The sequence below is a fragment of the Shewanella gelidii genome (genome assembly GCF_014647855.1).
Lineage (GTDB): Bacteria > Pseudomonadota > Gammaproteobacteria > Enterobacterales > Shewanellaceae > Shewanella > Shewanella gelidii.
This window is the reverse complement of record NZ_BMPZ01000011.1, coordinates 47,456-61,253: the sequence shown is the minus strand read 5'-3', so window position 1 is coordinate 61,253 and position 13,798 is coordinate 47,456. Positions and strand designations below refer to the sequence as shown.

Annotated in this window: 10 protein-coding genes; 4 read left to right on the top strand and 6 right to left on the bottom strand. The window is 42.9% G+C overall.

Going from position 1 to position 13,798, the window contains the following annotated elements:
• Positions 1–33 precede the first annotated feature (33 nt).
• Positions 34–480, top strand: a complete 447-nt coding sequence (locus IEY18_RS15465) for a hypothetical protein (RefSeq protein ID WP_188922479.1) — start codon at positions 34–36, stop codon at positions 478–480.
• On the opposite strand, the gene yfaE is transcribed toward IEY18_RS15465, so the two are convergent.
• From yfaE to ubiG, 5 genes are all read right to left on the bottom strand, one after another.
• A complete protein-coding gene (gene yfaE / locus IEY18_RS15460) occupies positions 437–874 on the bottom strand; it encodes a class I ribonucleotide reductase maintenance protein YfaE (RefSeq protein ID WP_188922477.1) in 438 nt (145 codons plus the stop codon). The two genes, IEY18_RS15465 and yfaE, sit on opposite strands and share 44 nt — an antisense overlap.
• A 12-nt stretch (positions 875–886) precedes the next feature.
• Entirely contained in the window at positions 887–2,017 is a 1,131-nt protein-coding gene (gene nrdB / locus IEY18_RS15455; RefSeq protein ID WP_188922475.1) for a class Ia ribonucleoside-diphosphate reductase subunit beta, read from the bottom strand.
• 89 nt (positions 2,018–2,106) lie between these two features.
• Entirely contained in the window at positions 2,107–4,398 is a 2,292-nt protein-coding gene (gene nrdA / locus IEY18_RS15450) for a class 1a ribonucleoside-diphosphate reductase subunit alpha (RefSeq protein WP_188922473.1), read from the bottom strand.
• A gap of 649 nt (positions 4,399–5,047) precedes the next feature.
• Positions 5,048–5,704, bottom strand: coding sequence for an HAD family hydrolase (locus IEY18_RS15445; protein ID WP_188922471.1), 657 nt, complete (start codon positions 5,702–5,704; stop codon positions 5,048–5,050).
• A complete protein-coding gene (gene ubiG / locus IEY18_RS15440; RefSeq protein ID WP_188922469.1) occupies positions 5,704–6,417 on the bottom strand; it encodes a bifunctional 2-polyprenyl-6-hydroxyphenol methylase/3-demethylubiquinol 3-O-methyltransferase UbiG in 714 nt (237 codons plus the stop codon). Before ubiG ends, IEY18_RS15445 begins: the two co-directional genes overlap by 1 nt.
• A gap of 338 nt (positions 6,418–6,755) precedes the next feature.
• On the opposite strand from ubiG, the gene gyrA reads away from it, so the two are divergent.
• Entirely contained in the window at positions 6,756–9,389 is a 2,634-nt protein-coding gene (gene gyrA, locus IEY18_RS15435) for a DNA gyrase subunit A (RefSeq protein ID WP_188922467.1), read from the top strand.
• A gap of 75 nt (positions 9,390–9,464) precedes the next feature.
• A complete protein-coding gene (serC, locus tag IEY18_RS15430) occupies positions 9,465–10,556 on the top strand; it encodes a 3-phosphoserine/phosphohydroxythreonine transaminase (protein ID WP_188922465.1) in 1,092 nt (363 codons plus the stop codon).
• 184 nt (positions 10,557–10,740) lie between these two features.
• Here serC and IEY18_RS15425 read toward each other — a convergent pair whose 3' ends face one another.
• Positions 10,741–11,931: an amino acid aminotransferase gene (locus IEY18_RS15425; protein ID WP_188922463.1), complete on the bottom strand. Its 1,191-nt coding sequence runs from the start codon at positions 11,929–11,931 to the stop codon at positions 10,741–10,743.
• A gap of 355 nt (positions 11,932–12,286) precedes the next feature.
• On the opposite strand from IEY18_RS15425, the gene aroA reads away from it, so the two are divergent.
• Positions 12,287–13,567 carry a 3-phosphoshikimate 1-carboxyvinyltransferase gene (aroA, locus tag IEY18_RS15420; RefSeq protein WP_188922461.1) on the top strand — a complete coding sequence of 427 codons (1,281 nt, stop codon included), beginning with the start codon at positions 12,287–12,289 and terminating at the stop codon, positions 13,565–13,567.
• Positions 13,568–13,798: the final 231 nt, after the last annotated feature.

The following is a 13,798-nucleotide window of genomic DNA, read 5'->3' as shown; positions in this document are numbered from 1 at the left end:
TAATGAGTCTTTATTAATTTAGGGAGTAGCATTTTGGTTAAGAATTCAATTCGATTGTTTATATTTGGCTTACTGATGTGGCCAATGTTTATGATGATTGTTGGCTGGGTTAGCCCTTATTGGGCTATTTACGTTCTAGACGATCCAGAAAATAGTCAGGTATTACTTGAGCTATTCAAGTTCGTCCCTTTAGCTGGCGCGATTGTCTTCTCACTTACACTGATATTACTCACATGGAAGGACAACCGAGTATGGTTAAAGCGTGTGAGTTGGGGGCTATCTGCTATCTTTTCAATCTGTGCCTGTGCAGTGTTTGTACCAGCGGAGCAGCAAGTCGCGATTCATGTATTAAACTCAATTGCAGAGTTAGTTGGCGTTCTGATGTTCATTGTATCTGCGCTCGCGTTATTGAAGGTGTTACCAGCGACAATTAAAGCTAACGCTGTTCCTGAAGTTCAAGCTGAAGCGCAGACAGTTTAGTTTTTTGTTGTTTTAACTGGCATGGCGAAGTCGATTCTTGCGCGGCTGGTTCTTGCTTGGTTTGATGGAATGAAGAGTTGATCGTTAAAGGGCTGATAAACACATCAGCCCCTTTAGCTGATAACTCTAAATCGACATCAGAATTCGGCGCGCAGCAACAAGGTAAGCATTCGTCATCTGCGAGCGGAACCAAAGGCTCTTTCTGGTAGATGACACTGCCACTTTTTATCTTTGTTTTACAACAGCCACAATAGCCACTACGGCATTCTGAGAAAATCCGAACTTTTTTTATCTCTAAAGCTTCGAGTAGGCTTTGATCTGGGTCGTTAAATATAAGTACAGCTTGACCTTGAAGCCTGACTATCGGTGCTTTATTGACAAAGGCGCGTTTCATTTTCTTATTAGCCTACAAATCAAAGTCTAAAAACTCGCTCTCATCGACTGACGCGTCAATTTGACCGACGAGGTATGATGACACTTCCACTTCTTGTGGCGCAACTTGCACGGCGTCACTTTCTAACCAATTCTTCATCCAAGGGAGTGGGTTACTTTGCTCTGGGTAAGGCAAAGGCAGGTTAACCGCTTTCATTCGTTCATTGGTGAGATATTCTACGTATTGAACTAATATTTGCTCGTTGAGACCAATCATAGAGCCATCTTTAAACAGGTAAGATGCCCATTCTTTCTCTTGTTCTGCAGCTTTGACGAACAGATCGTAAGCTTCTTGCTGGCATTCAATGGCGACTTCAGCCATTTCTGGATCATCGCTGCCGCCTTGCATAATGGTTAAGATATGTTGGGTGCTGTTTAAATGAAGCGCTTCGTCCCGGGCGATTAGCCGAATTATTTTTGCATTACCTTCCATAAGGTTGCGCTCAGCAAAAGCGAATGAGCAGGCAAAACTAACATAAAAGCGAATTGCTTCAAGCGCGTTGACAGACATCATGCACAGGTACAGCGATTTCTTGAGTTCGCGAATTGTGACTACGCGTTCTTTGCCATCGACTAAGTGCGTTCCTTCCCCAAGTAAATGATAAGCCTGAGTCAATTGAATCAGATCATCATAATAGCCAGCAATATCTCCGGCACGTTTAAGGATTTCATCATTCACAACAATATCGTCAAACACGGTAGATGGATCGTTTACAATATTACGAATGATATGGGTATATGAGCGAGAATGGATTGTCTCAGAAAATGACCATGTTTCTATCCACGTTTCGAGCTCTGGTAACGAGACTAAAGGCAACAGCGCAATATTTGGCGAACGGCCTTGGATAGAATCTAGCAATGTTTGATATTTCAGATTAGAAATAAAAATGTGCTTTTCATGATCTGGCAAACTCGCATAGTCAATTTTGTCGCGACTGACATCTACTTCTTCGGGTCGCCAGAAAAAGGAGAGTTGTTTTTCAATGAGCTTTTCAAACACTTCATATTTTTGTTGGTCGTATCGCGCCACGTTTACCGGCTGACCTAAAAACATGGGTTCTTTTGTTGCATCATTTGCTGTTTGACAAAAAGTTGAGTAAGCCATTTCTATTCCGTTTCAAACAAGTTGAGGCCGAATCTCGGCCGCCTAAATACCTATAAAACAATGGTCGACGGGATTTGGTCGACAGGGGCTTAAATTTTACAAGCGCCGCCTGCACAGCCGTCATCTTCTTCTACTTCAACACTGGTGATGTTGTCGTGCTTGTCTGAAGCGCCATCACGAGTGTTATGATAGTAAAGGGTTTTGACACCGAGTTTATAAGCCGTCAACAAATCTTTTAATAACACCTGCATCGGGACTTTGTTTGCTTCAAAGCGCGTAGGGTCATAGTTGGTGTTGGCGGATATTGCTTGATCGACAAACTTTTGCATCAAGCCCACCAGTTGCAAATATCCATCGTTTTGTGGCATATCCCAAAGCAGTTCATAGCTGTGTTTGAGCTCTCCAAAATCCGGAACAACCTGCTTGAGTTGTCCATCTTTACTCGCTTTAACACTAATTAAGCCGCGAGGTGGTTCAATGCCATTGGTCGCATTTGAAATTTGAGAAGAGGTTTCAGATGGCATTAATGCTGACAGCGTTGAATTACGGAGGCCATGTGCTTTGATGTCCTGGCGAAGTGTTTCCCAATCGAGATGCAATGGTTCATCACAGACTTTATCTAAATCACGCTTATAAGTATCAATAGGCAAAATACCTTTTGAATAGGTCGTCTCGTGGAATTTCGGGCAAGCGCCTTGCTCTTTTGCCAATAACATCGAAGCTTTAAGAAGGTAAAACTGAATGGCTTCAAATGTCTTGTGAGTTAAGTTATTTGCCGAGCCATCGGAATACTTCTTACCATTTTTCGCGAGGTAGTTGGCAAAGTTAATGACGCCTATACCCAAGGTTCGACGGTTCATTGATGCTGTTTTTGCTGAAATAATTGGATAATCTTGATAATCGAGTAAATTATCCAAAGCACGGACCGCTAAATCTGCAAGAGGCTCAATTTCATCGAGACTTTGTATTGCACCAAGGTTTAACGCCGATAATGTACACAGTGCAATTTCACCTTCTGGATCGTCAATATTGTTTAGTGGTTTTGTTGGTAATGCGATTTCTAAGCAAAGGTTTGATTGTCTAATCGGGGCAACTTTAGAGTCAAATGGGCTGTGGGTATTACAATGGTCGACGTTTTGAACGTAAATCCGTCCAGTTGATGCACGCTCTTGCATCATCAAAGAGAATAAATCGACTGCTTTAACCACGGTTTTTCTAACGCTGTCATCTTGTTCATATTGAAGATACAAACGTTCAAACTCTTCTTGATCTTCAAAAAATGCATCGTAAAGCCCAGGGACATCTGACGGGCTAAACAAACTAATGTTTTGACCTTTAATCAGGCGTTGGTACATCAGTTTGTTGATTTGCACACCGTAATCTAAATGACGTACACGGTTATCTTCTACACCTCGGTTGTTTTTGAGTACAAGGAGTGATTCAACTTCTAAGTGCCACATTGGGTAGAAGAGGGTGGCTGCACCACCGCGAACGCCACCTTGTGAACAGCTTTTTACCGCAGTTTGGAAATATTTGTAGAATGGTAAGCACCCAGTATGGAAAGCTTCACCGCCACGAATCGGGCTTCCTAATGCGCGGATACGACCGGCATTGACTCCAATTCCAGCGCGTTGGCTAACATATTTTACAATTGAGGAGGCCGTGGCATTAATAGAGTCTAAGCTATCGCCACACTCAATTAGTACACAAGAACTGAACTGTCGTGTTGGCGTACGAACACCTGACATTATAGGTGTCGGTAATGAAATTTTGAACGTTGATACCGCGTCATAAAAATCTTTAACGTATTTTAGACGCGTTTCTTTTGGATAGCGGGCAAATAAGCAGGCAGCCACGAGGATATACAGGAATTGCGCACTCTCATAGATTTCGTTGGTTACACGGTTTTGGACGAGATATTTGCCTTCAAGTTGTTTCACTGCAGCGTATGAAAAATCCATGTCACGCCAGTGGTCGACATAACTTCCCATCACTTCGATCTCTTCTTGCGTGTAGTCATGCAAAATATGGGTGTCGTATTTACCCATTTCTACCATTTTAGTGACATGTTCATACAATTTGGGTGGTTCAAATTGGCCAAAGGCCTTTTTTCTCAAATGAAATATTGCGAGTCGTGCAGCGACAAACTGGTAGTCTGGTGCTTCTGGTGAAATCAGATCAGCAGCGGCTTTGATGATTGTTTCATGAATTGCTTCAGTGGGTATACCATCGAAAAACTGGAGGTGAGAACGCAGCTCTACTTCGGAAACCGACACGTTATTGAGCCCTTTGGCTGCCCATGTAATCACGCGATGAATTTTATCTAAATCGATGATTTCTCTCTCGCCACTGCGTTTTGTGACTGTCATGTTGCTTTTCATTTAAAAAGTGCCCTGATGCATATCATTTGTTTTCTCCAAGCGATCGCCAATTGATCATTGAAACCCAACAAATATGATTGAAATGTCACCTTATACGTCCATGTTATTCAAGAGTCGTCAGCGTTTTCTAGCGTGAAATGCGGTTAAAACAGGGTTTCATTCGCTTGACTTGACTAGTGCGCTTTATTGTGATGAATACACTATATATGGTGCTTTTTATTTATATTGATACAAGATAGTGAGGTTTTGACTCATTTGCAACTGATAACTGTTGTGCATTCTGTGGATATCTTGAGGATAAATTCCATGGTTAGTATTGGCTAACCCGTTAGCACCGTGTTTGATTGCTGTATAAACGAAAGGTGTTTTTTTAATCAAAGCTTCCCTAACAATGAATAGGGTTAAAAACCAGCGATCGCGATCGCACATTTTGTTCAGAGTTAATTTTCTGTTCAAAACGGAGAAGCTATTTTGTCGGAGAATGGAAATGGAATAACCAGCCTCGCACAGACCGATCACTTCTCGTTGCGGTTATTTCGAAGCGGCAACTAATTTTGTGGCTAGGGCACGAGAAAAGAGCAAAGTGCAGCGGAAGCTGCAATAGGACGCTTAAGTATTACATCAATTATGCTTTTAGAAAATCTATGATTTAAAACAGATCGATAATATCTTGTGGTTGTTCAAGTTGATAATGGGCATCCCATGCATATGGGTCATCCATTTCACTTAAATAGCCCCACAAAGCAGCTACACTGGTCATTCGACTATTGTGAGCGGCAATAATATCTCGCTCAGCATCACCTAAATAGAGAATATCAGTCGGATCAACATTTAGTTGCTGTGCAGCCAGTAACATTGGCGCGCGATGGGGTTTTGGGTAGGCAGTACTGTCTCCGCTGACAATACTCGATATTTGGCCCTGTAAGCCTAAAGCTTTGACAAGGGGACGCGTGAAACGTGCTTGCTTATTGGTAACGATTCCAACGGGAATGTTTAATCTATGTAGGTGTTGTAGAACGTCTTCCATTCCATCAAATAACTGGCCGTGCTTACCTATTTGATGGTGGTAATGCTGCAGCATTGCTTGTTGTACGTCAGATTGATGTGTGTCATCTGCTTCTGGTAATGCCGTTTTAACCATAGCTAAGCTGCCATGGGAAGCACTATGGCGTATATCTGCAAAGCGAACGGCGTCGTGTCCATGATCGATTAAGCTAAGATTTAATGAATACACTAAATCGGGTGCTGTATCCGCTAAGGTACCATCAAGATCAAATAATACGCCGTTAAAGCTCGCTTGTGCCATTAATCTTCTACCTTTACCGTTGCGATCATGTAGTTCACGTCTACATTCGGCGTGTATTTGAAAATACCGGTTATCGGGTTGTAAGTAATGCCGAGCGCATCTTTACAAAGCAAGTCGGTGTTCTCGACTAAACCAATTAACTCAGACGGCCTGATAAATTTACTATGTTCATGGGTTCCGATAGGTAGCATTTTTAATACGTATTCTGCACCAACGATGGTTTGAACAAATGATTTTAGGTTTCGGTTAATCGTAGAAAAAAAGACATAACCGCCAGGCTTAACCATATCGCAACAGGCTTGAATAACAGATTGAGGATCCGGTACGTGCTCAAGCATCTCCATACAAGTCACAACATCGTACACGCCAACGTTATGATCTCGGTGCTCTTCAGCGGTCGACTTTATATAATCGATTTTTACACCAGCCTCTAAAGCATGGAGTTTTGCAACTTCAAGTGGCTCTTCTCCCATATCGAGGCCCTGAACATGTGCCCCTATTTTCGCCATACTTTCGGCCAAAATGCCGCCACCGCAACCCACATCAAGAACACGTTTACCAAAAATGCCGCCAGACGTTTGGTCAATATAATTTAAACGTAGAGGGTTTAATTGGTGTAGTGGCTTAAAATCGCCATTTGGATCCCACCAAGATTCGGCCATTTTTTCAAACTTTTCGATTTCTTGGGGATCAACGTTTAGCGTTTGGGTCATTCTTATCAACCTATCTTATTCTAGTTGCAGCCATTATAACCATAGTCGCGAATAAACAAAGGGATATAGTCTCGTTTTCATCATATCAATGACTGCGTTTTTAAAGAGTGACCATGGTATGAAAGGGGGATTAATGACTTCACTTGCTGCGATTTGTTCAAATAGTCATCAGTGTAGTGTGATTGGGTTAATTGAATTAGTAACAATACCTTAAATTGATCTGGGTTAAGGTCTGGCGGCGACAAATATCTGTGATAGAATGCCAAATCACGTTTTTAGGCTACGCGAAAACACGGACTGTGTAATGCGAGCTTTTTTTTCAGGGGAACGAGCAGTTTATGACTGATCTGGCATCATCTATTTCGCCAATTAATATCGAAGACGAACTCAAGAATTCGTACCTAGATTACGCGATGAGCGTAATTGTTGGACGCGCATTACCAGACGTTCGCGATGGCTTAAAGCCAGTACATCGCCGTGTTCTATTTGCGATGAATGAACTCAAAAACGACTGGAACAAACCTTATAAAAAGTCAGCGCGTGTTGTCGGTGACGTAATTGGTAAATATCACCCTCACGGTGATACCGCTGTTTACGATGCAATTGTTCGCTTAGCGCAGCCATTCTCAATGCGTTACACCTTAGTTGACGGTCAAGGTAACTTTGGCTCCGTTGATGGTGATTCTGCAGCGGCGATGCGTTATACCGAAATCCGCATGGAGAAACTAGCACATCAACTGTTAGCTGATTTAGAGAAAGAGACGGTTGATTACGTTCCGAACTATGATGGAACCGAACTCATTCCTGCGGTGATGCCAACGCGTATTCCTAATCTACTGGTGAATGGTTCATCGGGTATTGCCGTCGGTATGGCAACCAATATTCCACCACACAATTTAACAGAAGTTGTCAGTGGCTGTTTAGCGTTGATTAATAACCCTGAGGTTACGATTGACGAATTAATGGAACATATTCCAGGCCCTGACTTCCCAACAGCGGCTTATATTAATGGGCGTAAGGGCATTATTGACGCCTATAAAACCGGCCGAGGCCGCGCAGTCATGCGTGCTCGAGCAACGGTTGAAACGGAAGATAATGGTCGTGAACGTATTATCGTGACCGAAATTCCTTATCAAGTGAATAAAGCTCGATTAATTGAAAAAGTTGCCGAACTAGTAAAAGACAAGCGTATCGAAGGCATTAGTGGTCTTCGTGATGAGTCTGACAAAGACGGTATGCGCATTGTCGTAGAAGTGAAACGTGGCGAAGTTGGTGAGGTTGTTCTCAACAATTTATATGCTCAAACTCAAATGCAAGCTTCATTCGGAATTAACATGGTTGCGTTGACTGATGGTCAACCCAAACTATTTAACCTGAAAGAAATGTTAGAGAGTTTTATTCTTCACCGCCGTGAAGTCGTAACACGCAGAACCGTATTTGAGTTAAGAAAAGCACGTGAAAGAGCTCATATCCTTGAAGCATTAGCAATTGCATTGGCAAATATCGATCCCATCATTGCATTGATTAAGGCTTCACCTACTCCAGCAGAAGCGAAAGAAAAGCTCGTCGCACAAGGCTGGCAGCTTGGTAACGTCCAAGGCATGCTCGAGAAAGCAGGGGACGACGCAGCACGTCCTGAATGGCTTGAGCCTGAATATGGCATCCGAGATGGTGAGTATTATTTAACAGAACAACAAGCTCAGGCTATTCTAGAGCTTCGTCTTCACCGCTTGACAGGGCTTGAGCATGAGAAAATTCTTCAAGAATACGAAGAGTTGCTTGAAGTCATTGCCGCCTTGTTATACATCTTACGTAGTCCAGAACGCCTGATGGAAGTGATCAAGGAAGAGCTCGAAGAAGTCCTTGAGAATTACGGTGATGAACGACGTACAGAGATCAACGCTAACGAAATTGATATGAGTCTTGAAGATCTGATCAATGAAGAAGATGTTGTAGTTACGCTGTCACACCTTGGCTATGCCAAATATCAGCCGTTAACTGACTACCAAGCGCAGCGTCGCGGTGGCAAAGGTAAGGCGGCAACAAAAGTTAAAGACGAAGATTTTGTCGAAAAACTTCTGGTAGCCAATACCCATGACACCATTTTGTGCTTCTCTGACTTTGGTAAGATGTATTGGTTGAAAGTATTCCAGTTACCATTAGCCAGTCGTCAGGCTCGTGGTCGCCCAATTGTGAATTTATTGCCACTATCAGAAGGTGAGCGTATTACCGCAATTTTACCGGTTCGTGAATACTCTGCGGATAAGTACATTGTGATGGCTACGGCACATGGCACCGTTAAGAAAACGGCCTTAACAGCGTATAGCAATCCAAGAGCAAACGGTATTATTGCCGTGAACTTGAAAGATGGCGACCAGTTAATCGGTGTCGATATTACCAACGGCAATAACGAAATTATGTTGTTCTCTGATGAAGGTAAAGTCGTACGCTTTAGCGAAGAGCAAGTGCGAGGTATGGGGCGTACTGCAACGGGTGTTCGTGGTATTAAGCTCGAAGATGGTCAGCGTGTTGTGTCGCTCATTGTGCCTCATGAAGACGGGCCAATTCTAACGGTTACCGAAAATGGCTTTGGTAAACGAACTTTACTTGAAGAGTATCCGGCTAAGAGTCGCGCAACAAAAGGTGTGGTTTCAATAAAAGTCAGCGAAAGAAATGGCGCCGTTGTTGGTGCAGTTCAAGTCGGTGAAAATGATGAAATCATGCTAATCAGTGATAAGGGTACTTTAGTCCGTACGCCTGCTGAAGGCGTATCAACGATTGGTCGTAACACGCAAGGCGTAACGATAATTAGAACAGCTGATGATGAAACTGTTGTTGGCTTGCAACGTATTGATGAAATCCAGAGTGATGAGGATGATGAAAATCCCGAGCTCGAAAGTACAGAAGGTGGCACTGCTGAAAGTGGTGATATACCCGATGTCGAACAGGCCCCTGAGCCTGAACAGGATTAATCAGAAATACAATGCGAGCGTCCAAATGGACGCTCGTTTTTTTTGAATATCTAAAAAATAAATAGGAAGGTTAAAGTGAGCGCAACATATAATTTCTGTGCCGGTCCCGCAATGTTACCCCACGCTGTAATGGAAAAAGCTCAACAGGAATTACTCGATTGGAATGGCCAGGGCGTTTCCGTTATGGAGACCAGCCATCGAAGTAAAGAGTTTATTGCGTTAACAGAACAGGCAGAGTCCGATTTGCGTGAACTCATGAATATCCCGAGTAATTATCACGTGTTGTTTATGCATGGGGGAGGTCGAGGTCAGTTTTCGGCTGTTGTGAATAATTTTTTAGGTGAAGATGGCAAAGCACTGTATTTAAAAGGCGGGCAATGGTCAAATGCTGCTGTTGATGAGGCGATTAAACTTGTTGGTGAAGACAAGATTGATTCAATTGAAATAGTGCAAAAAGACAATGGCTTAAATAAAGTAGTGTTGCCTGAATTTGAAGGTGATAAAGAGCAGTATCGTTACTTGCACTATTGTCCAAATGAGACTGTTAATGGTATCGAAATTTTTGATGAGATAGACTGCCCATGGCCTGTTATTGCAGATATGTCCTCAACCATTATGTCGCGAGAAATAGATGTGAGCCGATTTGGCGTAATCTATGCTGGCGCACAAAAGAACATTGGACCGTCTGGATTAAGTATCGTGATTGTTCGAGACGAACTTCTTGCACTACCGAGCCTGAAGCAGTCTTCGATTATGGATTACCGTGTTGCAGTTAAAAATGGCTCCATGTATAACACCCCACCAACATTCGCTTGGTATTTAGCAGCAGAAGTGTTTGCATGGTTGAAGTCATTAGGCGGACTAAAGCAAGTAGCAATTGCCAATGAAAAAAAAGCACAGCTTTTATATCAGTGCATTGATAGCTTAGCGTTTTATCGAAATGGCGTTGCTGTAGAAAATCGCTCCAATATGAATGTGACTTTTCAACTCGCGGATGATGCATTGAACGACAAGTTTCTTGCCGAAGCAAAAGCACAAGGCTTAATCGCATTAAAAGGTCATCGCGTTGTGGGTGGTATGCGCGCAAGCATTTACAATGCTATGCCTTATGAAGGGGTCGAGAAACTCGTTCAATTTATGGAAGCGTTTGCAAAAGAAAATGCATAAGGTGTTTAAAAACTAGATCGCGTTATCATGACTATAGTTGGCATAACTGCGAAAGAATTGTGTTGACCGATAAGGTTGCGCAATTCGAAAAAAGCCCAATCAAAAGATTGGGCTTTTTTGATGTTGCTTTGATAATTCAAAACTTTGATATCATTCGTTTGGTATGTCCGTTTATCGATTGAAGTTACAGCACTTTGGCGATTGAGTTCGCTAAATACTCAATGTTGGTTGGTGCGATACCAGCAATGCTAATGCGGCTAGAATCAACCATGTATACGCTATATCGCTGTTGGAGCTCGGCAACCTGTTGCGGTGTAATACCAAGGAAAGAAAACATCCCTTTTTGTTTCGCAATAAACCCAAAGTCTCTTTCAACACCGTTTTGCTTCAATTTATTGACGAGTAGAGCTCGGTTCCCATTGATTCGATCTCGCATCACTTTCAGTTCTCTATGCCACTCTTGGGTTAATTCGCTGCTATCTAAAATGGTTTCAACGAGCGCTGCACCGTGGGCAGGTGGCATTGAATAATTGCAGCGAATAACATAGAGCATGACTGAAAGGGCGATATTTGCTGTTGCTGCGTTTTTTGCGACGATAGAGCAGGCACCAATCCGCTCTCGGTACAAGCCAAAGTTTTTTGAGCACGACGCACAGAGCAGCATATTATCCACATTGGCTGCCATTTTGCGTACTCCATAAGCATCTTCGTCAATGCCTTCACCAAACCCTTGATAAGCCATATCAATCAAAGGCGTAAAACCTTGCTGTTGGGTGGCTGCAACTATAATGTCCCATTGATCTGATGTTAAGTCCATCCCACTTGGGTTATGGCAACATGCATGAAATAGAACGACGTCAGTACTTGGGATCGTCTTTAGTTTATCGACCATTTGTTCAAACTTCAGTGTTTTGGTTTCATAGTCGTAATAGGGGTAGGTTTTCACGGTGAGCCCTGCGGCTTCAAATAGTCCGGTGTGATTTGCCCAGGTTGGATCACTCACCCAAATGGTAGCATCTGGATTTGACTGTTTAATTAGGTCAGCAGCCACTCTTAGCGCACCGGTTCCCCCAGGTGTTGATACGGTTCGTACTCGGTCTGCGAGTAATGCGCTATGGGATTGCCCAAATGATAACTCTGTAATTCTTTGATTGAATAAAGGGGAGCCAGTAGGGCCAATGTAAACTTTGGATTGCTCTTGGTTGACACGTTGCTGCTCGGCTTTTTTGACACAAGATAAAACTGGTGTGTGGCCTGCTTCGTCTTTATAAACACCAACACCTAAGTCGACTTTATGTTCGCTAGGGTCTTGGCGGTACTGGGTAAGTAGCCCAAGAATTGGATCGGCAGGCAGGGCTGAGAGCTGGTTAAACATAGGCTTGATTACCTTATTTGAGTTATATGCAATTTTATTGAACTAGCTTAACCTGATTATTCACTAGAAATGAAGAAATGAATGCTAAATTGCCCCTTAAATAAACTAAAGTTTTTGCTCTCGGTAGTATTATTTGGTTTACATGCTTTAGCGTTTGTTACTATTTTTCAAATCATGAGTAAAAATCAATGAAAACATGAAAAACAACTTGAATTTTAAGGCCCGATCAGTAATTTTATAACATCGTCGATACAAGGTGACTTGCCAAATACGCTTTGCTCCAAATTCCGCAGAATGAACCGCAGCAGTGCAATCGATTAACTTATCCTGACTTATCTTTTAAGAAGTAGACCGCATGAAACAGTTACGCTTAGATCCAATCCGTAAAGTAGATGGCACAATCAATATTCCCGGTTCAAAGAGTATTTCCAATCGTGCGCTGTTACTAGCGACGCTAGCAAAGGGTAAGACTCAACTGACAAACCTTCTCGATTCGGATGACATTCGCCATATGCTGGCTTCATTAAAGCAACTTGGCGTGCAATATCAATTGTCGGAAGATAAAACCGAATGTGAAGTGATTGGCCTTGACGGACAAATAAAGTCTGAACAAGCACAAACCTTGTTTTTGGGAAATGCTGGAACTGCAATGCGCCCCTTATGTGCGGCTTTAACATTAGGCGAGGGAGAGTTCACATTAACCGGTGAGCCACGGATGGAAGAAAGGCCCATTGGCGATCTTGTTGACGCATTGCGTCAATTAGGAGCTCAAGTCACCTATTTAAAAAATGAAGGCTTTCCACCACTAACTATTGATGCGACAGGACTTAAAGGTGGGAACGTTTCTATTGCTGGTGACCTGTCCAGTCAATTCCTAACGGCTTTATTGATGGTTGCTCCGTTGGCCAAAGGCCCGGTGAATATTGATATTAAGGGTGAGCTCGTTTCTAAACCATATATTGATATAACCCTTGATTTGATGGAGAAATTTGGGGTCTTTGTTGACAACCAAAATTATCAACGCTTTGAAATCAAAGCCGGACAATCTTATGTTTCGCCAGGCAAAGTCCTCGTCGAGGGCGACGCTTCTTCAGCATCATATTTCCTTGCTGCTGCGGCGATAAAAGGTGGCACCATCAAAGTCACAGGCGTTGGCCGAGCAAGCATTCAAGGTGATGTAAAGTTTGCGGACGTACTTTCGCAAATGGGCGCCAGAATCGAGTGGGGGGATGAACATATTATTGCTCACGCCTCAACGCTAAAAGCTGTAGATTTAGATATGAACCATATTCCGGATGCAGCAATGACCATTGCTACCGCGGCATTGTTTGCCGAAGGAACGACACGTATCCGAAATATCTATAATTGGCGAATTAAAGAGACGGATCGGTTAGCGGCGATGGCGACGGAACTTCGAAAGGTTGGGGCGACCGTAGAAGAAGGACATGACTACATCACCATTACACCCCCGCAACAGCTAAATACCGCTGACATCGACACCTATAATGACCATCGCATGGCGATGTGCTTTTCTTTAGTCGCGTTTGCAGATTGTGGTATTACCATTAACGACCCGGGTTGCACATCTAAAACGTTTCCGACCTATTTTGATGAGTTTAGAAGGTTGTCAAAATAGCCGTGAAGTAATCGACCACACAATTTTGCAATGGCGCTCCACTTAGGAGCGCCTTTTGTTATGTCCCACACCTTGTGTTTTCTTCCTGATTATTTCTTCCTGTCGCCTCAAATGGTGAATAATGAAGCACTTGATGATTTGCTCTTAACCCTTATTCGCTTTAAGGATAAATAAAGCAGTTTTATTCGAAGACATAGTATATAATGCGCGCGCTCATTTTCGGTTACGTCA